This is a genomic window from Microbulbifer sp. S227A (genome assembly GCF_049800935.1).
Map to the genome: position 1 here is coordinate 196,936 of NZ_JBNAFZ010000009.1, position 24,897 is coordinate 221,832.

Here is a 24,897-nt window from a genome sequence, read left to right on the forward strand (position 1 = left end):
CTGGATGTTCGGTTAGGAGCCACTGGCGCGGGAAGCTACCATCTGCTACTGCATCGACATAATCTGGGAGTTGTTATGCTGAGACCCTTGCAGGAATCGGATATAGAACGACTGCTACAGCTATGGCTTTTTCTGGCATCTACGGCACACCCGAGCCTCCCTGTTAGTTATTGGTCAGAACAGGGCCGCGCCATGCGGCGCAAGCTCAGGACACAGTGCGGCCCGTGGAACCGTGGTGAGCCGGTAGCTGACGTGCACTGGGTTTATTCACGCCCTGGCAGTGCCATCGCCGAGGGACTGGTAACCGTGGGTGATGATCATCAGGTGCAGACGATTTTTGTGTCGCCAGGCGAGCAGGGGCACGGTGTTGGCAGCGAGTTAATGGAACAGGCCAAGTTCGGCCAGGTTGAGCTCACATCGGTGGTGCTGGAGGAAAATCTGCGCGGGCGCTACTTCTTACAGCAGCACGGCTTTGCCGAATTGGAGCGGACTTTCAATGCAAGCGCCGGCCAGGATGAGATCGTGATGCGCTGCCGGCTAACATAAAGTAAACACTTACTTACCAAAAAGCCCGCGCGGTTGTTACCGAACGGGCTTTTGATTGTGAGATTAGCAGTAGGGGTGACCTTAAACGTCCAGGTTCTCCACCGCCAGTGCGTTACTCTCGATAAACTCGCGACGCGGCTCTACCTGATCGCCCATCAGTGTGGTGAAAATCTGGTCGGCAGCGATGGCGTCTTCCACGGTCACCTGAAGCATACGGCGGGTTTCCGGGTTCATGGTGGTTTCCCACAACTGTTCCGGGTTCATTTCGCCCAGACCTTTATAGCGCTGGATGCTGTAACCGCGACGGCTCTCATTCATTAACCAGGCCAGCGCTTCCGGGAAGCTGTATACCGGCTGCTGTTTCTCGCCGCGCTGGATGTAAGCCCCCTCCTCCAGCAAGCCCTGCAGCTTTTCGCCGAGCTGGCAGATGGCGCGGTATTCCGCCGATTCGAAAAACTCGTGGTTAACGGTATAGCTGCTGCTTACGCCATGGGCAACGATATCGATGGTTGGCAGGAACAGATTGCGCTCCTGGTCTTCCGTTACGCTAACGCTGTGGCGGCGGCCGCCACCCTCGCCTTCCTGCTCCAGACGGGTCTGCAGCTGGTTAGCCCACTCGGCCATAGCCTCGCTCGACTGAAGCTGTTCTGGCTTTACTGCCGGCAGGTAAACCATGCTCTGCAGCACTTCTTCCGGATACAGGCGCGACAGGCGGTCGATGGTCGCCATTACGCCGCGGTACTCTTTGACCAGGGATTCGAGTGCGGTACCGGACAGGCCTGGAGCTTGCGGGTTTACAAATAAAGTGGCGCTTTCCAGAGCCGCGTTGGTCAGGAACTGGGTCAGGGCAGCCTCATCCTTCAGGTACTGTTCCTGTTTGCCCTTACCAATCTTGTACAGTGGTGGCTGGGCAATAAAGATGTGTCCGCGCTCAATCAGCTCCGGCATTTGACGGAAGAAGAAGGTGAGCAGTAGCGTACGAATGTGGGCACCGTCCACGTCCGCATCCGTCATGATAATGATGGAGTGGTAGCGCAGTTTGTCCGGATTGAATTCACTTTTACCAATACCGCAACCCAGTGCGGTAATCAGAGTGCCGACCTCGGCACTGGACAGCATCTTGTCGAAGCGTGCTTTTTCGACGTTGAGGATCTTACCTTTCAGCGGCAGGATCGCCTGGGTACGGCGGTCGCGGCCCTGCTTCGCAGAACCACCCGCGGAGTCACCCTCCACCAAGTAGAGTTCGGACAGCGCGGGATCTTTCTGCTGACAGTCGGCCAGCTTGCCGGGCAAGCCAGCGATATCCAGGGCACCCTTGCGGCGGGTCATCTCGCGTGCTTTGCGCGCCGCTTCCCGGGCGCGGGCCGCGTCGATCATTTTACCGACAACTGCCTTGGCTTCCTGCGGGTTCTCCAGCAGGTAATCGTTAAAAGACTGCCCCATTTCCTGCTCGACCGCCGGCTTCACTTCGGAAGACACCAGCTTGTCTTTAGTCTGGGAGGAGAATTTAGGATCAGGTACTTTTACCGAGATAATGGCAGTCAAACCTTCCCGCGCGTCATCGCCGGTGGTGCTGACTTTATCTTTTTTACCGACGCCTTCTTTCTCAATGTAACTGTTAAGTCCGCGGGTAAGCGCTGCACGGAAGCCAGCCAGGTGGGTACCGCCGTCTTTCTGGGGAATATTGTTGGTGTAGCAGTAGATATTTTCCTGGAAGGAGTCGTTCCACTGCAGGGCAACTTCTACCGCGATACCGTCTTCACGCTGGTTCTGGAAGTGCAGGACCTTGTTGATCGGCGTCTTATTCTGGTTCAGGAACTCCACAAAGGCGTGTAGGCCGCCCTCGTACTCATATACTTCTTCTTTGCCGCTGCGCTCGTCACGCAGGACGATACGTACCCCGGAGTTCAGGAAGGAGAGCTCGCGCAGGCGCTTGGCGAGCTGCTCGAAATGGAATTCGATATTAGTGAAGGTGTCCGCAGAGGGCTTGAAGTGTACGGTGGTGCCGCTGGTTTCACTGTCGCCAACAACGGTCAGGGGCGCATCGGGTACGCCGTGGCGATAGACCTGCTCGTGGATTTTGCCACCACGGCGAATGGTCAGTTTCAGCTCTTCAGACAGTGCATTTACCACCGAAACACCAACACCGTGCAGCCCACCAGATACCTTGTAGGTGTTATCGTCGAACTTACCACCGGCGTGCAGTACCGTCATGATTACTTCAGCGGCAGAAACACCCTCTTCCGGGTGTATTTCGGTAGGAATACCACGGCCATTATCGGAAACACTGACCGACTCGTCCGGGTGAATGGTCACTCGGATTTCGTCACAGTGCCCGGCAAGGGCCTCATCAATGGAGTTATCGACCACCTCGAATACCATATGGTGGAGGCCGGTGCCGTCGTCGGTATCGCCGATATACATTCCCGGGCGCTTGCGCACCGCATCCAGGCCCTTCAGTACCTTGATGCTACTGGAATCGTAGTTATTCTCTTCCGACATTCTGTTGCTCCATTCCGCCGGCACGGTAAGTGTGCGGCCTAATCTCTTCTAGAAATAAATGCGTTTTTGTTTTCCGGGCGTCCGCCAGCAAAGGCAAACGCCGAAGTTCGAACTCTTAACAGCTAACCGCTTAAATCAAAGTCTTCGACACGACCATGTTCCACGTGGAACATCTGTGGGCTACCCCAAGCGCCGTCGAGCGTCTTCCAAGCCCGCTGTGTCGTCTCTGGGTCAATACCAGTGACAAGTACTTGGCTGGCCGTATCACGCACCCAGCGGGCAAACAGAGCCTGATTGGCATCATCTAGCTCCGCAGGTAAATCATCCACCAAAAACAATGGTTTTTCTGAGCCACCCACCGTCGCAGCCATGGCAGTACGCAGTGCGCACACCGCCATCTTTTGTTGGCCACGGGACAACACGGCTTCCGCCGGCTGCCCGTTGATGCTGAACCGAAGGTCGGCGCGATGGGGTCCAATGCGGCTAAAACCCTGTTCGCAATCACCAGATCGAGATGACTCAAGGGCCTCTGCCAGACTCAATTCGCGCTTCCAGCCGCTGCGATACTGAACATCCAGATCGCCAAAAACGTCCCGGGGCAATTCATCAAGGCGCTCCTTAAAAAGGACCTTCAGCCTCTGAAAGACCTCATAGCGACCCTGATGAACCACCTCCCCCGCGGACAAGAGCTGTTGCTCCCAAGGGGCCAGCAAATTCGAGTCAATTTTACCACGACGGAGCAGTGCATTGCGCTGCTTTAGCGCGCTTTGGTACACCTTCCACTGCCCGGAAAACGAATGTTCCACGTGGAACACTGTCCAGTCCAGCAACTGCCGGCGCACCCCGGGACCACCGTCCAGCGCAGAAAAACTGTCGCTATTAATTACCTGCAGCGGCAGGCATGCTGCAAGCTCCGAGCTGGAGCTGGCGGGCAATTGGTTGATACGTATGCGTCCCTTACCATCCCGCAGCTTCTCAACACCCAGCGCGACGCCACTGCGCAAGCGACCGAACACCGCGAGCGATTCCGCACCATAGCGGATGAGTGATTGACTCTGTCGCGAACGAAAAGAGCGACCGCTAGCCAGCGTATGCACTGCTTCCAACAACGAAGTCTTGCCGCTGCCATTCGCACCGCAAAACAGGTGCACGACACCATCCAACACCACGTCAGCGTGCTGGATATTGCGAAAATTTGTGAGAACTACACGAGATAGCGCCACACTCACACCCAAAATAGCGAACTACAGATACGAAAAGACCGCCGGCCCCAGGGGGTGGCGGTCTCCAGCGACAAAGTGCGTAACCAGCTCAATTACAACACTCTCGACAAGCGAACTACTGACATACCGTTGCTTACAGACGCATCGGCATAATCACATACACCGCATCGCCCTCTTCCGGCTGCTGCAGCAACGCACTGCTATTCGCGTCGCCGAGGCCAATACGAATCTGATCGCTGTGGATGGCGCCGGTAACGTCCAGCAAATAGCCGACGTTGAAACCAATCTCCAGCGGATCGCCGTGGTAGTCGACCATCAGCTGCTCCTCAGCCTCTTCCTGCTCCGGGTTATTCGCCACAATCTGCAACAAACCCTCGGATAACTGCAGGCGTACACCGCGATACTTTTCGTTGGAGAGAATCGCTGCGCGCTGGAATGCTTGGCGCAATGCCAGACGGTCGGCAAACACTTGATTACCGGTACCACGCGGCAAAACGCGCTCGTAATCGGGGAACTTGCCATCAACAAGCTTCGACGTGAAGGTAAACTGTCCGCAAACCACACGAATATGGTTATTCCCCAGCACTACCTCGGCACTCGCGTCGGAATCCTCCAGCAGGCGGGCAAGCTCAAGCACCCCTTTACGCGGAACAATTGCCTGAATCGGCGCATCAACATTAAGGCCCGGCGCATCGCGATCACACAGGGCCAGACGATGGCCATCGGTAGCCACCGCGCGCAACTGCTGCGGGCGACACTCCAACAACAAACCATTCAGGTAGTAGCGAACATCCTGCTGCGCCATGGCAAAGCCGGTGGCATCAATCAGGCGGCGAATCTCACGCTGCGAGATTGAGAAACGACTCTGTGCGGTGGTTTCTTCCTGATTCGGGAAGTCACTGGCGGGCAGCGTAGACAACTGATAACGACTGCGGCCACTGCGCAGCACCAGGCGCTCACCATCGCGCTCAAACTTTAGCTCCGCGCCGTCGGGCAGCGAACGACAGATATCGAGCAGCTTGCGTGCCGGAACGGTTACCTCACCCTCCATCTCGGCCGGCTGCTCGAGTTGCAGGCGACCAACAATCTCTACTTCCAGGTCGGTACCGGTTAGCGACAGCTCCTGCCCTTGCAGTTGCATCAGTACATTCGCCAGTACCGGCAGTGTCTGACGCTTTTCTACCACACCCGCAACAAGTTGCAGTGGTTTTACCAGGGCATCACGGCTCACGCTGAATTTCATAATTATTGCCTTGATCTACGTTAGGTCGTTTTTATCCTACCGCTATCACGAGCAGTAGTAAAAATTATTAAATATCAAACAGTTAGGTGGTTAAAGAGCGCGTTAGCAGACGTACGTCTTCGCGAATATCACCATCGGATTCCTGCAGCTCCTTGATCTTGCGACAGGCGTGCAACACGGTGGTGTGATCGCGGCCGCCAAAGGCATCGCCAATCTCAGGGAGACTGTGGTTGGTCAATTCCTTGGCCAGTGCCATAGCCACCTGACGGGGGCGCGCTACGGAGCGACTGCGGCGCTTGGAAAGCAAGTCCGCCACCTTGATCTTGTAATACTCCGCCACCACGCGCTGGATATTATCGATGCTTACCAGGCGATCCTGCAGCGCCAGCAGATCTTTAAGCGCCTCGCGTACCAGAATATCGTCGATAGCACGACCGGTGAACTGAGCGTTGGCAATCACCCGGCGCAATGCACCCTCAAGCTCACGTACATTGGAACGAATACGCTGCGCAATAAAGAACGCTGAATCCGGCGGTAACTCCACACCCACCTGCTCGGCCTTCTTCATCAAAATCGCCACACGGGTTTCCAGCTCTGGCGGCTCAACCGCTACGGTAAGCCCCCAGCCGAATCGCGACTTGAGCCGCTCTTCCAGGCCGTCGATCTCTTTCGGATAGCGATCACAGGTCAGAATGATCTGCTGACCACCCTCAAGCAGTGCGTTGAAGGTATGGAAAAACTCTTCCTGCGAGCGCTCTTTGCCGGCGAAAAACTGGATATCGTCGATCAACAACGCATCCACGGAACGGTAATAGCGTTTGAAATCACTGATCGCGTTCAGCTGTAACGCCTTCACCATATCCGCTACAAAGCGCTCGGAGTGCAAATACACAACCTTGGCATTGGGGTTGCGCTCAACCAATGCGTTGCCTACGGCATGCATCAGGTGCGTCTTACCCAGACCAACACCACCGTAGATAAACAGTGGGTTATAGGCACCACCGGGGTTATCGGCAATCTGCTGTGCCGCAGCCAAACCCAACTGGTTCGACTTACCCTCAACAAAGGAGGCAAAAGTGAAACCGCGATTCAGCGCACTTCCGTGCTTGATCGCCCCTTCGACTTCCACCTTACGCTGACCACCGGCCCCTGCGGGTAAACCGCTTGGCACGACTTCACCGTTATGTAGATCCGCCGGCAACTTCTCTGCCGCACTCAATGCGTCCGCGCCAGCAGCTTCCGCTGCCAGGTTCTCATGGGAATCCATGCCCGGCAGTGAACGATTAATCGGCAACGGCGCCGGTGCGGGAGAAACGGGCAACGGGGAACGCGCCACTTCTGGCGTAGAGAAACTTGCTGGTGCTGCCTCCGCGGAACTCGCCGCCGGAGCGCTGGCAACCGCCGCGTGCCCAGGCTGTACACCTGACTGCGCTACGTTGTTCGCTACAACGTTGGACGCGCCGCCGTAGCCCTGATCAACACGCCCATGCCCGCTATTCTGCTGATAACCGGAATAAGCGCTATCACCAGTGAGGCTGCGACGGAAGCGGGACGTGCGACGATCAAGCGCCACCACTTCGACGCCGATCACGCGACCGGCAAACTGCTGCGCCAACTCGCGAATACGGTCGAGAAATTTGTCGCTTACCCAATTGAGAATAAAACGGTTGGGCGCCACCAGACGCAGCTCGCCTTCAGCGCTCTCAGCACCGGCATCCGCGACGCGCAGCGGCCGAATCCAGGTATTGAACTGCTGTGGTGGCAATTCATCCTGCAAACAGGCAGCACACTGCTTCCAGATGGAATCAGACAAGGAACCCCCTAAGAAAGACAAATTGAGGTACAACTGCGCCCGCCAATACCGGCCACACTATCGCTGTGGACCGCCCCCAAGAAACGCGGGCATCACCTCAAATGAAGGCCGACAGTATATCGGTTGGGCGTCGGGTTATCCACAACTCCACCACATTTGGGGACAAGTTTTTGGTAAGAAAGACTAGTAATATCAACCACTTGACTACAAATTGAGCGAACCTCCAACAACTACCACCTTAAGTTATCCACAACAACTTGTGAGTATCTTGGGGTCAAACAGTGAACTCTCGAAAATAGTGCAGACAATACAGGGACTTACCTGGTTGGCGCGCAATTCACCCAATGAACAAGGACAAAACGCTTTGCTCCCAGCGCCGTGCACACTACTTATATAAAAGGAAACAACACTCGACCTCATGTATTGGGCACAAGCCGCGCGAACGCAGATTCACTCGCCAAGATTCCATTGCGTCACTCAGGAATCGTTGCTTTAACTGGCTTCTTTCTATACAATCCGCCGCCTTCGCAGCGCATAGCCCGCGATAACCTTTGCCCGGTTCGCAAGACTTGGCACACCGCTAACGGGCTATAGCCAAGCGCGGTAAAGAATTACCCAAACTTCCCGGACACGACTCCAGGACAACAATCCAGGTAGTAACAAAATGAAACGTACATTTCAGCCCAGCAACTTGAAGCGCGCACGTACCCACGGTTTCCGTGCTCGTATGGCAACCAAAAACGGCCGTAAAATCCTGGCCCGTCGTCGCGCCAAGGGCCGCAAGGTTCTGTGCGCCTAAGATTGCCGCCTAGCGAGCAACCTTATACTTGCCACTGAATCATCATGCAGTGTTCACGCAGCGACTTCGCATTCGCCAAGCCGCTGCGGCTGCTCAATGCGGCGCACTATCGCGCCGTATTTGATTCCGCTCCGGTTCGCGCAGCGCAACCGCAATTCCTGATCCTCGCCCGCCCGAACGAGCTGTCTCACCCAAGGCTCGGTCTCGTTATTGCTAAAAAGCACGTCCGCAACGCCACCGATCGCAATCGTATTAAACGTATTGCCCGTGAAACATTTCGTCTGCGCCAGAATGATCTGTTCCCGCTCGACGCCGTGGTACTCGCCCGCGCAGGTGCCGGCGAACTGGATAATGCGGCTCTCGCCAAGATATTCAATAAACTGTGGCGCAAGCTCGACCAACGCGCGCGCAACCCGCAGCCCGAGCAACCGGGACCAAAGCGCGGCTCGAGGGGCGGTAAACGGCCCCCGCGACGCAAACCGGCTGCCAACAAGGGCGGCCAGACTGCACCGCAAGAAAGCGATAGCGGCGGCGAGAAAACCCCATGACCTGGTTGGCTATCCGACTGATCAAGTTGTACCGCCTCATCGCCAGTCCGTGGGTTGGCAACCAGTGCCGCTTCTACCCCACTTGCTCCTGTTATGCCGAAGAAGCATTTAAAACTCACGGATTCTGCAAAGGGGGTTATTTAACCCTGCGCCGCCTTATAAAATGCCACCCCTGGCATCCGGGTGGATTCGATTACGTACCACCGGCGCAACAAGCAACCGAAACACCGGCGAACAATAGAACGCCGCCAACGCAACAAGGCTAACGACATAATGGATTGGCAACGCTACACGCTGGTCGGCGGCATCGCCGCTGTCCTTCTGGCACTGATTTACCAGTGGAACGCTTTCCAGGAGCAACACGCCCCGGCGATCGACCAGACAACCGTGGTGAACCACCAGAACACCGATACGGAAACCCTTCCCAGCAGTCAGGCCCAGTCCACCGCCGGCAGCGATCTTCCTGAAGGCAGTATCCCGGAAGTTGGCACTACCACGCAGCCTAAATTGATCAGCGTCGAGACCGACACTCTGAGCCTGCTGATCGACCCACAGGGTGGCGACATTGTGAAAGTCGCACTGCGCCAGTTCCATGAAGAACTGAATACCCCAGATCGCCCGCTGATTCTGCTCAACCAGACCCGCAGCCATACCTATATTGCGCGCAGCGGCCTGGTCGGCGGTAAAGGCAGCTGCTCCGCCGCACGCCCGGCGTTCACCAGCGATGCCAGCGAGTACGCGCTGCAGGAAGGTAAAGACACCCTCACGGTAGAGCTTAAGCAATCCCAGAACGGCATTGGCTTCACCAAACGCTTTACCTTTACCCGCGGCGATTACCTGATCAACGTTGCCTACCTGGTGGACAACGGCCGCGACAAACCGCTGCTTGCTGGCATGTGTGGCGAGATTATCCGCGACGCCCAGGAGCCGCCGGTCGACATGGGTATCGGCATGGCACCATTCCTTGGCGCCGCCCTGCACACCAGCGAAGAGAACTACTTCAAGCAGGATTTCGAAGACATCGCCAAGCGCCCGACCACCGAAACCATTCAGGGTGGCTGGGTTGCCATGGTGCAGCACTATTTCCTCAGTGCCTGGATTCCAAACCAGCAAGACCTCAACACCTTTACCCTGGCGCCCATCGGCAACGGTCTGTTCAGCATGGGCTTCACCAGCCCACAGCTGCGCATCGAACCGGGCCAGCAGGGTACGGTGGCCGCCGACTTCTATGTCGGTCCAAAAGATGTATACCGTCTGGAAGAGATTTCCCCCTACCTGGACCTGACCGTGGATTACGGCTGGTTGTGGTGGCTGGCCAAGCCCATGTTCCGCGTACTGCACTGGATTCATGAGCACCTGGTCGCCAACTGGGGCTGGGCAATTATCCTGCTGACCGTATTTATCAAGGCGCTGCTCTATCCGCTGTCTGCCGCTGGCCTCAAGTCCATGGCACGCATGCGCAAATTCGCCCCGCAGATGAAAAAGCTGCAGGAGCAGTACAAGGACAACCGCCAGAAGCTCGCCGAAGAAACCATGAAGCTGTACCGCCGGGAGAAGATCAATCCCGTGGGTGGCTGCTTGCCGATCCTACTGCAGATGCCGGTGTTTATCGGCCTCTACTGGATGCTGATGGAAACCGTGGAACTGCGCCACGCACCCTGGATCGGCTGGATTCACGACCTGTCGGTTAAAGACCCCTACTTCATCCTGCCGGTGATTATGGGTGCCAGTATGTGGCTTATGCAGAAGCTGCAGCCGCAGCCCACCGATCCCACCCAGGCGAAGATCATGCAGCTGATGCCGATCATGATGACCTTCTTCTTCTTGTGGTTCCCGGCCGGACTGGTTCTGTACTGGATCGCGAACAACCTGATCTCGATTGCACAGACCTGGTTTATCAACAAACAGGTCGAATCCGCAGACAAGTAGTTTGCGTGATCGTGACATCCAGAAGGGCCGCTACTAGCGGCCCTTCTTGTTGGTGAACCCCATGGCGCAGCCTGTTCGTTAAGCCCGTTGTTGAAAGTCGGATAAACTCAAACTATGTCCCTGCAAAGCCTCAGCAAAGACACCATTGCCGCCGTCGCCACCCCACCGGGCCGTGGCGGTATCGGCGTGATCCGCCTGTCCGGGCCAGACGCACGCAAGATCGGCGAGCAGCTGTGTAACAAAGCCTTCAAACCCCGCTTTGCCCACTACTGTGATTTCACCCATCAGAAGCAACTCCTCGACCAGGGACTGGCGCTCTACTTCCCCGGACCCAACTCCTTCACCGGTGAGGATGTGGTGGAACTGCAGGGCCATGGAGGCCCGGTAATTCTCGATACGCTGCTTGCCGCACTTATCGATATGGGCGCCCGCCAGGCACGTCCCGGCGAGTTTTCTGAGCGCGCATTTCTCAACGACAAGCTCGATCTGGCCCAGGCAGAAGCCATTGCCGACCTGATTGACGCCGGAACGGCCCAGGCCGCGCAAAACGCGCTGCGCTCGCTGCAGGGAGTATTCTCCGAAAAAATCGAAGATTTAGCGGAAAAACTGACGCATTTGCGCATCTATGTCGAAGCTGCGATTGATTTTCCTGAAGAAGAAATCGATTTTCTCGCCGATGGCAAAGTTGCCGCCGATATTGAGGCGCTGTTGGCCCAACTGGACAGCGTGGAAGCGGAAGCGCGCCAGGGTGCGATCATGCGCGAGGGAATGCAGATGGCCATCGCCGGTAAACCCAACGCGGGCAAGTCCAGCCTGTTGAATGCACTGGCTGGCAAAGACACGGCCATCGTCACCGACATCGCCGGCACCACCCGCGATGTGTTGCGGGAGCATATCCACATCGATGGCATGCCCCTGCATATCGCCGACACCGCCGGCTTGCGAGAATCCCCGGACCAGGTCGAACAGATTGGCATGCAGCGCGCCTGGGATGAGATTCACAGCGCCGATCGCGTACTGCTGGTGGTGGATGCTGCAGAAGTCACCAGCCTGGACCCGGAGCAGGCCTGGCCGGAATTCACCGCGCAACTGCCGGACCCAGACAAACTGACCCTTGTGGTCAACAAACTCGATCTCACCGACTACACCGCCGGACTACAAGCCCACAGCGACGGGGTACCGGTGGTCGCGATCAGCGCCAAAACTGGTGCGGGGATTGATGCACTGCGCGATCACCTAAAGCAGTGCATGGGATATCAGTCCGGGAACGAAGGAAGTTTCAGTGCGCGCCGCCGTCACCTCGACGCCCTGGCTCAGGCGCGCGCGTTTATCACCGCCGGGCAGGCGCAACTCAATGCCAGCGGTGCCGGCGAATTGCTGGCGGAAGATCTGCGCCAGGCGCAACAATCACTGGGTGAAATCACCGGCGCCATGACCGCCGACGAACTGCTGGGCAAAATTTTCGGCAGCTTTTGTATCGGCAAATAAAAACCCACGACACATCGATGGAAACGATCCAGACAAAAGGCGAAGAACGCGCTCGAGGCATCTGCAAGCGTTGACGCAAACTTTTCTACAGGCTCTCCCCGAGCAAACCACAAGAGTTGCGCACACAAACTCACAGAGTTATCCAGATAGACCACCTATCCAGATCGCTCACACAAGCTTTTATCCCGTTAAACCACAGACTTATGCACACAACAACGAAAAGAGAGACGCCTCACCGCGAAGTGTGGATAAAAACAGTGGAAAAGTGAGGGGAAGCCGGTACGCAAATGGGGACAAATCAACGAATCGGCTCAAACCCCCTGACTTATCCCACTCGTCCACAATGCCATACCGCGGTTTTACCCCGCTAAAAGCAAGGGTTTACAGGGTAGTTATCATGCCCGTAACCAACTGTTTTTAAACGATTTTTCATACTTATACGTAAAAAACACTACCCTATATAACTACATTAAACATAAACACATACATACACATAAGATATGTATAACTTTATTTAAATAGATATAAGAAAGCGCAAAATGAAATTTCAAAATGCCGCTTTTTTGCACAGCTCAAGGCGCCTATAATGTGCGGCCGATTTTTACCGTGACCTGTCAGCGGCAAAGCTGACACCAGAGCTGAACCTATGGATTACCCCACGCAATATGATGTGATCGTGATTGGCGGCGGACATGCCGGCACCGAGGCGTGCCTGGCATCTGCGCGCATGGGGAGTCGCACCCTGCTGTTGACCCACAACATCGAAACGCTCGGGCAAATGTCGTGTAACCCGGCTATTGGCGGCATCGGTAAAAGCCATCTGGTGAAAGAAGTGGACGCCCTCGGCGGCGCCATGGCCACCGCCACAGATCTCGGTGGCATCCAGTTCCGTGTTTTGAATGCCCGCAAAGGCCCTGCAGTACGGGCCACCCGCGCCCAGGCAGACCGCGCGCTGTACAAGGCGGCGATTCGCAATATCCTCGAGAATCAGCCCAACCTGGACATCTTCCAGCAGGCGGCCGATGACCTGATCGTCGACAACGACCGGGTGACCGGCGTGGTAACCAATGCCGGCCTGCGCTTTCACGGCAAAACCGTGGTCATAACCGCCGGTACCTTTCTCGGTGGACGCATTCATATCGGCCTGGACAACCACGCCGGTGGCCGTGCTGGCGACCCGCCCTCCATTGCCCTTGCCGAGCGCCTGCGTGCGCTGCCTTTCCGCGTTGAGCGCCTGAAAACCGGCACCCCGCCGCGTATCGACGCGCGCTCCGTGGACTTCTCGGGCCTGGAAGAACAGTGGGGCGACGAGCCGCTGCCGGTCATGTCCTATTTGGGCAACCGCGCCCAGCATCCGCAACAGGTGTGCTGCTGGATCACCCACACCAACGAGCAGACCCACGACATCATCCGTGGTGGTCTGGACCGCTCACCCATGTATTCCGGGGTGATCGAAGGTATAGGCCCGCGTTACTGCCCGTCCATCGAGGACAAGGTGCACCGCTTCGCCGACAAGGACAGCCACCAGATCTTTATCGAGCCCGAAGGGCTCACCACCAACGAGCTCTACCCCAATGGCATCTCCACCAGCCTGCCGTTTGATGTGCAGATGAATCTGGTGCGCTCCATCAAGGGCTTTGAGAGTGCGCATATCACCCGCCCGGGCTATGCCATCGAATACGATTTCTTTGATCCGCGCGACCTGCTGCCGTCACTGGAAACCAAGTTTATTGCCGGTCTGTTCTTCGCCGGCCAGATCAACGGCACCACCGGTTACGAAGAAGCTGCCGCTCAGGGCTTGCTGGCTGGCGCCAATGCCGCGCTGCAGGCGCAGGACAAGGACGCCTGGTCACCGCGCCGCGATGAAGCCTATCTCGGTGTGTTGGTGGACGATCTGATCACCAGCGGCACCAAAGAACCCTACCGCATGTTCACCAGCCGCGCGGAATACCGCCTGTTGCTCCGCGAAGACAATGCGGACCTGCGTTTGACCGAAAAGGGGCGTGAGCTGGGGCTGGTGGATGACACCCGCTGGCAGGCCTTCTGCGAAAAGCGTGAAGCCATTGCCCTCGAGCAGCAGCGCCTCAAGGAAACCTGGGTTCAGCCGGGTACCGATGCGGCCACCAGTGTGGAGCAAAAGCTGCCGCAGCCGCTGGCCCGCGAATACAGCCTGCAGGACCTGCTGAAGCGCCCGGAGCTGGAATACACGGATATCGCCAGTCTCAAAGGGGAAGCTGTCGCCGACGAGCGCGTCGCCGAGCAGGTGGAGATCTCCGCCAAGTACGCCGGTTACATCGATCGCCAGCGCGACGAAATTGAACGCCTGCAGGCGTACGAGGACACCCCGCTACCCGTGGATTTCGACTATGGCGCGGTATCCGGCCTCTCCAACGAGGTGGTGCAGAAGCTAACAGATGCGCGCCCCGACACCCTGGCGCGGGCCAGCCGCGTACCGGGCGTGACGCCGGCAGCGGTTTCGCTGTTGTTGATCCAGCTGAAGAAACGCGGACTGTTGACCCGCAAGAAGGCGGTTTGAGGTGATGGAGCAGTTTCGGCCCCGCCTGCAGCAGGCGGCAGATCAGTTACAGCTGGCGTTGACCGGTGAACAGCAGGACAAATTGCTGGCCTACCTCGACCTGTTTGCGCGCTGGAATGCCGCTTACAACCTGTCCGCCGTGCGCGACCCGGCGGAGATGCTTGAGCGGCATATCATCGACAGTCTGAGTGTGGTGAATCTGTGTGGTACCAGTCCCGCAGACCAGACCCCGCTGATCGATGTCGGCTCAGGTGGTGGCCTGCCCGGTATCCCGCTGGCGATCATCCACCCCGAGCGCCCCATCAGCCTGCTCGACAGCAATGGCAAAAAGTCGCGCTTTCAGTTTCAGGTGGCCAGCCAGCTCAAGCTCGCCAACATCAACGTGGTGAACCAGCGGGTGGAGGCCTACCAGCCGGAAAACCTCTACTCTGGCGTGGTTTCCAGGGCGTTTGCCTCCCTGCAGGATATGGTGCAGGGAAGTGAGCACTTGCTCGCCGCGGGCGGCCGCTTTTATGCGATGAAGGGCAAGATCCCCGAAGATGAGTTGAGCGCATTGCCAAAAGGCATTAAGGTCGAACAGATGCACCCATTGCGAGTACCGGGGTGCGACGCCGAGCGCCACCTGATCGTCCTTGTTCGCGAGGACTGAACCGCCAGCTCTGGCAATCCACTCCAATGCCGGGGTGGAACAAAAACAACTGAGATTAATACCAGTGCACCGGGCTGATGTTCGCGGGTGCGCTTTTGCTGCCGCGCCTCCCGGTCAAACCGGCCTAGCGGCGAGCCCGGGACGCCAGAGGAACTGCGTCAACGGGACCAACAGGACCAGAACCTTGAGCAAAATTTTTGCGGTAGCTAACCAGAAGGGCGGAGTCGGCAAGACCACAACCTGCGTCAACCTGTCCGCGTCACTTGTTGCCAACAAGCGACGCGTATTGCTGATTGACCTGGACCCCCAGGGCAACGCCACTATGGGCAGCGGCATCGACAAGAGCGAGTTGCAGCTGTCGAGCTACGACGTGCTGGCCAGCCTGCTGCCGCCGCGCAAGGCGATCGTGACAACCGCCAGTGGTTACGACCTGATGCCGGCGAACATAGACCTGTCCGCGGCGGAAGTGGAATTGCTGGAGATGGATGGCCGCGAATCCCGCCTGCGCCAGGCGCTCGTGCAGGTCGCTGATGATTACGACTACATCATCATCGATTGTCCGCCGTCGCTGAACATGCTCACCGTAAACGCTCTATGTGCCGCCGGCGGTGTATTGATCCCGATGCAGTGCGAATACTACGCGCTGGAAGGACTGTCCTCGCTGATCGATACCATTACCCAGGTCCAGCAGGCCGCCAACCCGAGCCTGAAGATCGAAGGCATCCTGCGCACCATGTTCGACCCGCGTAACAGCCTGACCAGTGATGTTTCCGAGCAGTTGAGTGAATACTTCGGTGAGCGTCTGTACCGCACCTGCATACCGCGCAATGTGCGTCTTGCGGAAGCCCCGAGTTTTGGCAAGCCCGCACTGGACTACGACCGCAGCTCCAAAGGCGCCATCGCCTACCTTGCCCTCGCCGGTGAGATTACCCGCCGCGACACCGCGGCAAACCAAAATAGCAACCAGAACAGTGGACCACGCCCGGTAGCGGAAGCGGTTTAAGACTGAGGTAACAAACCTATGGCCGCGAAACGCAAGGGCCTCGGGAAAGGGCTTTCCCACCTGATCAGTAACAATGCCAGCGAAGCCATTGCCGTGGCCACTGGCGAGCGCAACGGTGATGTCGCCGAACGTGTGGATGGTGAGCTCAAAGAGTTGCCGATCGAATTCCTACAGCGTGGCCGCTACCAGCCGCGCCGCGATTTCCCGCAGGAGTCCCTGCAAGAATTGGCCGACTCCATCCGCGCCCAGGGCATTATGCAGCCCATCGTGGTACGCCCTGTCGGTGAGCGCAAATACGAGATTATCGCCGGTGAGCGCCGCTGGCGCGCCGCCCAGCTCGCCGAGCTGGATAAAGTCCCTGCGCTGATCCGCGAAGTGGCCGACGAAGCCGCCATTGCCATGGCGCTGATTGAAAATATCCAGCGGGAAGACCTGAACCCGGTCGAAGAAGCGGTAGCGCTCAAGCGTCTGCAGGATGAATTCGAACTCACCCAGCAGCAGGTGGCCGAAGCCGTGGGTAAATCCCGCACCGCCGTGACCAATCTGCTGCGCCTGTTGAGTCTCACCGACGAGGTACGCACCTTCCTCGAACGCGGCGATATCGAGACCGGTCACGCCAAGGCGCTGCTCGGTCTTGCCGGTGAAGATCAGAAAGCCACCGCCCGGCAGGTGGTCGATCGCGGTTTGACCGTGCGCCAGACCGAGGCGCTGGTGCGCAACGTCCAGGCCCAGGCAGGCCAGCCGAAACCGAAGAAAGCCCCGGTGGACCCCAATATTCGCCGCCTGAGTGAACAGCTGGCAGAAAAAATTGGTGTTCCGGTGACGATTGATCACGGCGAAAAAGGCGCCGGCAAGCTGGTGCTCAAGTACACCAGCCTGGATGAGCTGGACGGCATTTTGGCGCACCTGGGTTACCGCGAAGACTGACCAGCGCCCCGCCGAGACGTGCTGGAAACGTTACTATTGCAACGTTTTTGTAAAAAGTGCGCCAAAATAGTGCAATGTTTTGGCGCATCGATCCCCGCCCGCTGGCGCATCTGTCGGCAAATAACCCCTCAGTTTGTAAGTGCTTACTGTCACCGAAATGGGTGGTAAACGACCGCGAAAGCCATGCCATCTGACGAGATTTGCTAGTTGAATCGACAGCCTCGTTCCTCCATAATTCGCACGCCCAAATTTTGGGCGGAAAAGAAAGTTTGGCCGGCCTGTTCCCGCCTATGCGTAATCCCCCAGTTGTACAGATTTCGCTGATCCAGCTTGCGGTTGTTTTGCTGGCTGTAGTGGCGCTCGAATTCACGCTGGGACGTGTCATCGCCCTTTCCGCCCTGCTTGGCGGCGCCCTGTGTGTGGTGCCCAATCTGTATTTTGGTTTGCGTGCCTTTGAGCTGTTAGGGCCGAACCGCGGCAAGATCCGCGGAGCGCGCGCCAGCCAGCGCGCGGTGGGAAGCTTCTACCGCGCCGAAACCGGCAAGTTCGTAATGACCCTGGTGGGGTTTGCGCTGGTGTTTACCAGCGTCAAAACGCTGAACCCCGCAGTGCTGTTTATCAGCTACGGCTTGTGCGTGATTTTGCAATGGATTCTCGTAGCCCGCCTGCATACCAAAGGTTAGCGGGGGGCGGGGAGCCTCGAAGAGTGACTGCGCTTTTGCTCAGGGCCGAAAACCAAGGCCGCGCAGGTTCGGGGTTCCACGAAACAGATTTTTCATCTTAAAACGTGTTGAGGAACTATGGCTGCCGAACAAACCGCGACGGGTTATATCCAGCACCACCTGCAAAATCTTGCATACGGTAAACTTCCAGCGGGTTACACCCGTACCGACGGAACCGTACTTTCCGAATCCACCTGGACGATTGCACACAGTAGTCAGGAAGCCGCCGATATGGGCTTCTGGGCTGTGCACCTGGACACCCTGGGTTGGTCCATTGGTCTGGGTCTGATTTTCTGCTTCCTGTTCGCCCGCGCGGCGAAAAAAGCGACTCCGGGCGTCCCCTCTGGCTTCCAGAGCTTCGTCGAAGTAATTGTCGACTTCATCGACAAAACCGTTAAAGACACCTTCCCGCACCGCAACAGCATGGTTGCACCGATGGCTTTGACCATCTTCGTGTGGGTGTTCCTGATGAACCTGATGGATTTGATCCCGGTTGACTGGCTGCCGCTGGCGTTCGCCCACGGTACCTCTGCTCTCACCGGTGCCGATCCGCATCACGTCTACTTCAAGGTTGTTCCTACCACCGACCTGAACGCCACTCTGGGTATGGCGCTGGCGGTGTTCGCCCTGATGATTTTCTTCAGTGTGAAAGAAAAAGGCCTGATGGGCTTTGTGAAGGAACTGACTCTGCACCCCTTCCACTCCGGTAAGTGGTACGTAGATATCTTCCTGATCCCGTTCAACTTCCTGCTGGAAGCGGTTTCCCTGATCGCCAAGCCTGTCTCTCTCGGCCTGCGTCTGTTCGGTAACCTCTACGCGGGTGAGATGATTTTCATCCTGATCGCCATCGTATTCGGTGTTGGCGTTCTGGGCTTTATCGGCGCCAGCTTCCTGCAGATGGGCTGGGCGATTTTCCACATCCTGGTCATCACCCTGCAGGCCTTCGTATTCATGGTACTGACTACCGTGTACATGGCCATGGCGCACGACCGGGAAGAAGAGCACGCGCACGACCAGTAAGGTCGTGCCAGCTGTAAAGGATTTGTCGGTTTACTGACTTTTTTCACTCACTTTCAACTTCAACAACTCTTAACTTACTTTTGGAGAAAACAATGGAAGCATTAGGTCTGGTATACGTAGCTGCTGCACTGCTGATCGGTCTGGGCGCACTGGGTACTGCTATCGGTTTCGGCACCCTGGGTGGCAAACTGCTGGAAGGTTCTGCTCGTCAGCCGGAGCAGGCTCCTGCTCTGCAAGGCAAAATGTTCCTGATGGCTGGTCTGCTCGACGCCGTACCGATGATCGGTGTTGGTATCGCTATGTACCTGATTTTCGCGGTTGCTCCTGGTCTGGCTGGTTAATCCATCGTTCCAATTGCCCTTTAATCCACTTTTGAAAGAGCAAGAGGTGTCGGTGTGAATATCAACCTGACTCTGATCGGCCAGTCGATCACCTTTTTCGCCTTTGTATGGTTCTGCTGGAAATACGTCTGGCCGGCCCTGCTGGGTGTAATGCAAGAACGTGAGCAAAAAATTGCCACCGGTCTGCAAGAAGCCGAACGCGCAGAAAAAGATCTTGAGCTGGCCCAGCGCAAAGCGGCCGAGCAACTGAAAGAAGCCAAAGCCCAAGCGGCCGAAATCATCGATGGTGCCAACAAGCGCGCCAACCAAATCGTTGATGAAGCCAAAGAGGCAGCACGCAGCGAAGGCGATCGCCTGAAAGCTGCCGCACAGGCGGAAATCGAACAGGAAGTAAACCGTGCGAAGGAACAACTTCGTACCCGTGTTGCTGACCTGTCTGTTGCCGGCGCAGAAAAAATCCTCTCAATCAACATCGATGCCAAGGCACACGATGACATGATTGAGAAACTGGCAGCCGAGCTGTAAGCGAGGAACCCATGGCGGAACTCAGCACTCTGGCCCGGCCATACGCTAAAGCGGCATTTGCCCACGCCCAAGAAGCCTCCGACCTTAGCGGTTGGAGCGCGGCGTTGGTAACCGCAGCGGCGGTCAGCCAGAACGAAAAAGTTGGCGAGCTGCTGGATAACCCGCAGTTGACCAGTGAAGTGCGCGCGGAAAAATTCCTGTCTGTATGTGGCGATTACGATGCCGCCATGCAGAACTTCATCAAGCTGCTGGCGGAAAACCACCGCCTGCCGCTGCTGCCGGAAATTTCCGAACTGTTCGAAGACCTGAAGGCCCAGGCAGAAGCCACTCTCGAAGTGGAAGTTATCTCTGCCCGCCCGCTCAGCGACGAACAGTCCCAGCGCCTCACCCAGGCACTCAGCAAGAAGTTTGCCCGCGAGGTGCACCTGCACAGCGCGGTCGACGAAAGTCTGCTGGGCGGCGCGATTATTCGCGCTGGTGACACGGTGATCGATGGCACCGTGCGCGGCCGACTGGCCAAACTCGCCGAGGCGATGAACTCCTAAATTACCTTCCCGGTGGGCAGCCCTGCCGGGGAATCGAGGAACAGAGCATGCAGCAACTGAATCCCTCTGAGATCAGTGAAATTATCAAGAGCCGCATCGACAATCTCGATGTGAGCACTGAAGCCCAGAATGAGGGCACAATTGTTTCCGTATCCGACGGTATCATCCGCATCCACGGCCTGGCCGACGTGATGTACGGTGAGATGATCGAGTTCGAAGGCGGTGTTACCGGTATGGCACTGAACCTGGAGCGCGACTCCGTTGGTGCCATCGTACTGGGCGACTACAAATCTCTGGCGGAAGGCCAGAAGTGTCGTTGTACTGGCCGCATCCTGGAAGCCCCGGTTGGTCCGGAGCTGCTGGGTCGTGTGGTTGACGCCCTTGGTAACCCGATCGACGGTAAAGGTCCGCTGAACAACAAGCTGACCGACGCTGTTGAGAAAGTAGCACCTGGCGTAATTGCCCGTCAGTCCGTTGATCAGCCGGTACAGACCGGTCTGAAAGCGGTAGATACCATGATCCCGATCGGTCGTGGCCAGCGTGAGCTGATCATTGGCGACCGTCAGATCGGTAAAACTGCGGTTGCGATCGATGCGATCATCAACCAGAAAGGCACCGGCATTAAGTGTATCTACGTTGCCGTAGGCCAGAAGCAGTCTTCTATTGCAAACGTTGTGCGCAAGCTCGAAGAGCACGGCGCAATGGACCACACCATCGTTGTTGCTGCCGGCGCCGCCGACCCAGCTGCGATGCAGTTCCTGGCTCCATACGTTGGCTGCACCATGGGTGAGTACTTCCGCGACCGCGGTGAAGACGCCCTGATCATTTACGATGACCTGACCAAGCAGGCTTGGGCCTACCGTCAGATCTCCCTGCTGCTGAAGCGTCCTCCGGGCCGTGAAGCATACCCGGGTGACGTTTTCTACTTGCACTCCCGTCTGCTGGAGCGCGCTGCTCGCGTAAACGCTGAGTACGTAGAGAAGTTCACCAACGGTGAAGTGAAAGGCAAAACCGGCTCCCTGACCGCACTGCCAATCATTGAAACCCAGGCGGGTGACGTTTCCGCGTTCGTACCGACCAACGTAATCTCCATTACCGACGGTCAGATCTTCCTGGAAACCGACCTGTTCAACTCCGGTGTACGTCCGGCGATCAACCCGGGTATCTCCGTATCCCGTGTTGGTGGTTCCGCACAGACCAAGGTGATCAAGAAGCTTTCCGGTGGTATCCGTACCGCACTGGCGCAGTACCGCGAACTCGCGGCCTTCTCCCAGTTCGCTTCTGACCTGGACGAAGCCACCAAGGCCCAGCTGGACCACGGTGAGCGCGTTACCGAATTGATGAAGCAGAAGCAGTACTCCCCGATGTCCATCGCGGACATGGCGGTATCTGTTTACGCTGCCGACAAAGGCTTCCTGAACGACGTAGAAGTCAACAAGGTGCTGGACTTTGAATCCGCCCTGCTCGCTTACATGAACAGCGAACACGCAGAGCTGATGGCAAAAGTGAACAGCACCGGTGACTACAACGGCGAAATCGACGCTGCCTTCAAGGCCGCTATCGAGAAATTCGTCGCTACCGGTAGCTGGTAATCCGCTTTCGCCCTGCACTCTCTGAGTACAGGGCGAAACAACGCGAGCGAACAAGGTAAAGCACTATGGCAGGCGGAAAAGAAGTACGCACAAAAATTGCCAGCATCAAGAGCACGCAGAAAATCACCTCGGCCATGGAAATGGTTGCGGCGAGCAAGATGCGTAAAGCTCAAGATCGCATGGCACTGGGGCGCCCTTACGCAAGCCGCATTCGCGCGGTGATTGGCCACATTGCCAACGCCAACGCGGAATACCAGCACATCTACCTACAAGAGCGCGAAGTAAAGCGTGTGGGTTACATTCTGGTATCCACCGACCGCGGTCTCTGTGGTGGTCTGAACATCAACGTGTTCAAGGCAGCGATCCGTGATATGCACACCTGGGACAAACAGGGTGTAGGCGTAGACATCTGCGCGATCGGCAACAAGGCGGCCGGCTTTTTCAACAGCATCGGCGGCAACGTCGTAGCAGCAGTGCGCGACCTGGGCGACCAGCCTCAGGCCAAGCAACTGATCGGTTCTGTGAAAGTGATGCTCGATCGTTTCGCCAGTGGCGAGATCGACCGTCTCTTCCTGGTGTCCAACGAATTCGTGAACACCATGACCCAGAAGCCGCAGATCAACCAGCTGCTTCCGTTGAAGAAAGACGAAGATGAACAACTGCAGCACGAATGGGATTACCTGTACGAGCCAGAGCCTGTCGAGATTCTCGACGGACTGTTGTCTCGCTACATCGAGTCTCAGGTGTATCAGGCAGTAGTTGAAAACAAGGCCTGTGAACAGGCTGCACGTATGATTGCGATGAAGAGCGCCACCGATAACGCCGGTGAGCTGATCGACGCACTGCAGCTGGTTTACAACAAGGCGCGCCAGGCAGCGATTACCCAAGAGCTGTCTGAGATTGTTGGCGGCGCCGCAGCGGTCTAATTCGACCGCCGAAAGATTTGAACTTTGAGGATCGGGAAATGAGTAACGGGCAAATTGTGCAAGTTATCGGCGCGGTCATCGACGTGGAATTCCCGCGCGACGCCGTACCGAATGTATACGATGCACTTGTGGTTGAGGGTAAAGACCTCACCATGGAAGTGCAGCAGCAGCTGGGCGACGGCATTGTACGTGCTATCGCCATGGGTTCTTCCGAGGGTATCTCCCGCGGTCTGCCAGTAAAGAACACTGGCGCGCCGGTTTCTGTACCGGTAGGTACCGAGACCCTGGGTCGTATCATGGATGTACTGGGTAACCCAATTGACGAATGTGGCCCTATCGGTGAGAAAGAGCGTTCCTCTATCCACCGCGCCGCACCAACCTACGAAGAGCAGTCCAGCTCCACCGAACTGCTGGAAACCGGCATCAAGGTAATCGACCTGGTATGTCCGTTCGCCAAGGGTGGTAAAGTTGGTCTGTTCGGTGGTGCCGGTGTAGGTAAAACCGTAAACATGATGGAGCTCATCAACAACATCGCCACCGAGCACAGCGGTCTGTCCGTGTTCGCGGGTGTAGGTGAGCGTACTCGTGAAGGTAACGACTTCTACCACGAGATGCAGGAAGCTGGCGTTGTTAACGTCGAAGAGTTTGCCAAGTCCAAGGTAGCGATGGTTTACGGCCAGATGAATGAGCCGCCCGGTAACCGTCTGCGTGTAGCCCTGACCGGCCTGACTATGGCCGAGAAATTCCGTGACGAAGGTCGTGACGTACTGTTGTTCGTAGACAACATCTACCGTTACACCCTGGCCGGTACCGAAGTATCCGCACTGCTCGGCCGTATGCCGTCTGCGGTAGGTTACCAGCCGACTCTGGCGGAAGAGATGGGCGTGCTGCAGGAGCGTATTACCTCCACCAAGACTGGCTCCATCACCTCCATCCAGGCGGTATACGTACCGGCGGATGACTTGACCGACCCGTCTCCGGCGACCACCTTCGCCCACTTGGACTCCACCGTAGTACTGAGCCGTGACATCGCCGCCAAGGGTATCTACCCGGCTGTTGACCCGCTCGACTCCACTTCCCGTCAGCTGGATCCGCAGGTGATTGGTGAGGAGCACTACTCTGTAGCCCGTGGCGTACAGTCTGTACTGCAGCGCTACAAAGAGCTGAAGGACATCATCGCGATCCTGGGTATGGACGAACTGTCCGAGGAAGACAAGCAGATCGTAGCGCGTGCGCGTAAGATCGAACGCTTCCTGTCCCAGCCGTTCCACGTAGCGGAAGTATTTACCGGTGCGCCGGGCAAATACGTTTCCCTGAAAGAAACCATCCGTGGTTTCCAGGGCATCCTGAACGGCGAATACGATGATATGCCAGAGCAGGCCTTCTACATGGTCGGCACCATCGACGAAGCCGTCGAGAAAGCCAACAAGAAGTAAGGCACGCGCGTGAGGCCCGGTTTACGCCGGGCCTTTCAAGGCAAACAGCTGAGAATGAGGTAGCCTTATGGCTATGACTGTACATTGCGACATTGTTAGCGCAGAGGAATCCCTCTTCTCGGGTCTGGTGAAGATGGTGATTGTCAGCGGCGTCGAAGGGGAGCTCGGTATCTCCTACGGTCACGCGCAGCTGCTCACCCACCTCAAGCCCGGCCCGGTACGCATCATCAAAGACAATGGTGATGAAGAGGTGCTGTTCCTGAGCGGTGGCTATGCCGAAATCCAGCCTAACATGGTAACCATCCTGGCCGACATCGCCGAGCGCGATATCGACGAAGATGCAGCCAAAAAGGCACGCGAAGAGGCGGAACACGCCCTGCGCAGCGCCCCGGCGGATATCGACTACGCCCGCGTTTCCGCGCAACTCGCCGAAGCCGAAGCTCGTCTGCGCACCCTGCAGGCGATCCGCAAGGCCGCCGGCAAGTAACGCGCATCTGCTTCCTACAGCAGGTCTGAAAAAGCAGCTTCGGCTGCTTTTTTTGTGCCTGTCATTTCAATCCCGCTCAAGCCGCGTCATTATTTAT

General features: G+C 57.1%; 23 protein-coding genes. 19 read left to right on the plus strand and 4 right to left on the minus strand.

Features of this window, described 5'->3' with window-relative positions; genetic code table 11:
* The first annotated feature begins 192 nt into the window (after nucleotides 1-192).
* Complete coding sequence (locus ACP15R_RS20160) at nucleotides 193-546, plus strand: GNAT family N-acetyltransferase (protein WP_424987917.1); 354 nt, start codon at nucleotides 193-195, stop codon at nucleotides 544-546.
* Between the two features lie 81 nt (nucleotides 547-627).
* Here the strand turns inward: ACP15R_RS20160 and gyrB are convergent, their stop codons facing one another.
* The 4 genes from gyrB to dnaA form a co-directional block, all read right to left on the minus strand.
* Complete coding sequence (gene gyrB / locus ACP15R_RS20165) at nucleotides 628-3,048, minus strand: DNA topoisomerase (ATP-hydrolyzing) subunit B (protein ID WP_224868245.1); 2,421 nt, start codon at nucleotides 3,046-3,048, stop codon at nucleotides 628-630.
* A 122-nt stretch (nucleotides 3,049-3,170) separates the two neighbouring features.
* A complete protein-coding gene (gene recF, locus ACP15R_RS20170) occupies nucleotides 3,171-4,271 on the minus strand; it encodes a DNA replication/repair protein RecF (protein ID WP_224868243.1) in 1,101 nt (366 codons plus the stop codon).
* Between the two features lie 133 nt (nucleotides 4,272-4,404).
* Entirely contained in the window at nucleotides 4,405-5,514 is a 1,110-nt protein-coding gene (gene dnaN, locus ACP15R_RS20175; RefSeq protein WP_224868241.1) for a DNA polymerase III subunit beta, read from the minus strand.
* An 82-nt stretch (nucleotides 5,515-5,596) separates the two neighbouring features.
* The gene (gene dnaA, locus ACP15R_RS20180; RefSeq protein ID WP_224868239.1) at nucleotides 5,597-7,327 is read right to left on the minus strand and encodes a chromosomal replication initiator protein DnaA; all 1,731 of its coding nucleotides are present in this window, start codon (nucleotides 7,325-7,327) and stop codon (nucleotides 5,597-5,599) included.
* Nucleotides 7,328-7,991: 664 nt separating this feature from the next.
* Here dnaA and rpmH point away from each other — a divergent pair.
* From rpmH to ACP15R_RS20270, 18 genes are all read left to right on the plus strand, one after another.
* Nucleotides 7,992-8,126, plus strand: coding sequence for a 50S ribosomal protein L34 (gene rpmH / locus ACP15R_RS20185; protein WP_043319858.1), 135 nt, complete (start codon nucleotides 7,992-7,994; stop codon nucleotides 8,124-8,126).
* A 44-nt stretch (nucleotides 8,127-8,170) separates the two neighbouring features.
* The gene (gene rnpA / locus ACP15R_RS20190; protein ID WP_404804161.1) at nucleotides 8,171-8,674 is read left to right on the plus strand and encodes a ribonuclease P protein component; all 504 of its coding nucleotides are present in this window, start codon (nucleotides 8,171-8,173) and stop codon (nucleotides 8,672-8,674) included.
* Nucleotides 8,671-8,940: a membrane protein insertion efficiency factor YidD gene (yidD, locus tag ACP15R_RS20195; protein WP_224868237.1), complete on the plus strand. Its 270-nt coding sequence runs from the start codon at nucleotides 8,671-8,673 to the stop codon at nucleotides 8,938-8,940. Before rnpA ends, yidD begins: the two co-directional genes overlap by 4 nt.
* Nucleotides 8,941-8,947: 7 nt before the next feature.
* Complete coding sequence (gene yidC, locus ACP15R_RS20200) at nucleotides 8,948-10,603, plus strand: membrane protein insertase YidC (RefSeq protein WP_222248053.1); 1,656 nt, start codon at nucleotides 8,948-8,950, stop codon at nucleotides 10,601-10,603.
* Nucleotides 10,604-10,717: 114 nt separating this feature from the next.
* Complete coding sequence (mnmE, locus tag ACP15R_RS20205) at nucleotides 10,718-12,091, plus strand: tRNA uridine-5-carboxymethylaminomethyl(34) synthesis GTPase MnmE (protein ID WP_224868235.1); 1,374 nt, start codon at nucleotides 10,718-10,720, stop codon at nucleotides 12,089-12,091.
* A gap of 646 nt (nucleotides 12,092-12,737) precedes the next feature.
* Complete coding sequence (gene mnmG, locus ACP15R_RS20210) at nucleotides 12,738-14,627, plus strand: tRNA uridine-5-carboxymethylaminomethyl(34) synthesis enzyme MnmG (protein ID WP_224868233.1); 1,890 nt, start codon at nucleotides 12,738-12,740, stop codon at nucleotides 14,625-14,627.
* A 4-nt stretch (nucleotides 14,628-14,631) separates the two neighbouring features.
* The gene (gene rsmG, locus ACP15R_RS20215; protein ID WP_224868231.1) at nucleotides 14,632-15,276 is read left to right on the plus strand and encodes a 16S rRNA (guanine(527)-N(7))-methyltransferase RsmG; all 645 of its coding nucleotides are present in this window, start codon (nucleotides 14,632-14,634) and stop codon (nucleotides 15,274-15,276) included.
* Nucleotides 15,277-15,460: 184 nt separating this feature from the next.
* Nucleotides 15,461-16,279 carry a ParA family protein gene (locus ACP15R_RS20220; protein ID WP_224868229.1) on the plus strand — a complete coding sequence of 273 codons (819 nt, stop codon included), beginning with the start codon at nucleotides 15,461-15,463 and terminating at the stop codon, nucleotides 16,277-16,279.
* A gap of 18 nt (nucleotides 16,280-16,297) precedes the next feature.
* Nucleotides 16,298-17,206 carry a ParB/RepB/Spo0J family partition protein gene (locus ACP15R_RS20225; protein ID WP_224868227.1) on the plus strand — a complete coding sequence of 303 codons (909 nt, stop codon included), beginning with the start codon at nucleotides 16,298-16,300 and terminating at the stop codon, nucleotides 17,204-17,206.
* A gap of 269 nt (nucleotides 17,207-17,475) precedes the next feature.
* Entirely contained in the window at nucleotides 17,476-17,889 is a 414-nt protein-coding gene (locus ACP15R_RS20230) for an ATP synthase subunit I (RefSeq protein WP_222248068.1), read from the plus strand.
* Nucleotides 17,890-18,006: 117 nt separating this feature from the next.
* A complete protein-coding gene (gene atpB, locus ACP15R_RS20235) occupies nucleotides 18,007-18,948 on the plus strand; it encodes a F0F1 ATP synthase subunit A (RefSeq protein WP_224868223.1) in 942 nt (313 codons plus the stop codon).
* 92 nt (nucleotides 18,949-19,040) lie between these two features.
* On the plus strand, nucleotides 19,041-19,289 hold the full coding sequence (gene atpE, locus ACP15R_RS20240; protein ID WP_010131056.1) for a F0F1 ATP synthase subunit C: 249 nt from the start codon (nucleotides 19,041-19,043) through the stop codon (nucleotides 19,287-19,289).
* A gap of 54 nt (nucleotides 19,290-19,343) precedes the next feature.
* The gene (locus ACP15R_RS20245; RefSeq protein ID WP_077407905.1) at nucleotides 19,344-19,814 is read left to right on the plus strand and encodes a F0F1 ATP synthase subunit B; all 471 of its coding nucleotides are present in this window, start codon (nucleotides 19,344-19,346) and stop codon (nucleotides 19,812-19,814) included.
* 11 nt (nucleotides 19,815-19,825) lie between these two features.
* Nucleotides 19,826-20,359, plus strand: a complete 534-nt coding sequence (locus ACP15R_RS20250) for a F0F1 ATP synthase subunit delta (RefSeq protein ID WP_222248070.1) — start codon at nucleotides 19,826-19,828, stop codon at nucleotides 20,357-20,359.
* A 47-nt stretch (nucleotides 20,360-20,406) separates the two neighbouring features.
* Nucleotides 20,407-21,951, plus strand: a complete 1,545-nt coding sequence (gene atpA, locus ACP15R_RS20255; RefSeq protein WP_222230897.1) for a F0F1 ATP synthase subunit alpha — start codon at nucleotides 20,407-20,409, stop codon at nucleotides 21,949-21,951.
* A 65-nt stretch (nucleotides 21,952-22,016) separates the two neighbouring features.
* Nucleotides 22,017-22,877 carry a F0F1 ATP synthase subunit gamma gene (atpG, locus tag ACP15R_RS20260; protein ID WP_222230900.1) on the plus strand — a complete coding sequence of 287 codons (861 nt, stop codon included), beginning with the start codon at nucleotides 22,017-22,019 and terminating at the stop codon, nucleotides 22,875-22,877.
* A 38-nt stretch (nucleotides 22,878-22,915) separates the two neighbouring features.
* Nucleotides 22,916-24,313 (plus strand): F0F1 ATP synthase subunit beta, encoded by a 1,398-nt coding sequence (gene atpD, locus ACP15R_RS20265; protein WP_010131051.1) that lies wholly within the window; start codon nucleotides 22,916-22,918, stop codon nucleotides 24,311-24,313.
* 67 nt (nucleotides 24,314-24,380) lie between these two features.
* Nucleotides 24,381-24,800: a F0F1 ATP synthase subunit epsilon gene (locus ACP15R_RS20270; RefSeq protein ID WP_010131050.1), complete on the plus strand. Its 420-nt coding sequence runs from the start codon at nucleotides 24,381-24,383 to the stop codon at nucleotides 24,798-24,800.
* The last annotated feature ends 97 nt before the right edge of the window (nucleotides 24,801-24,897 follow it).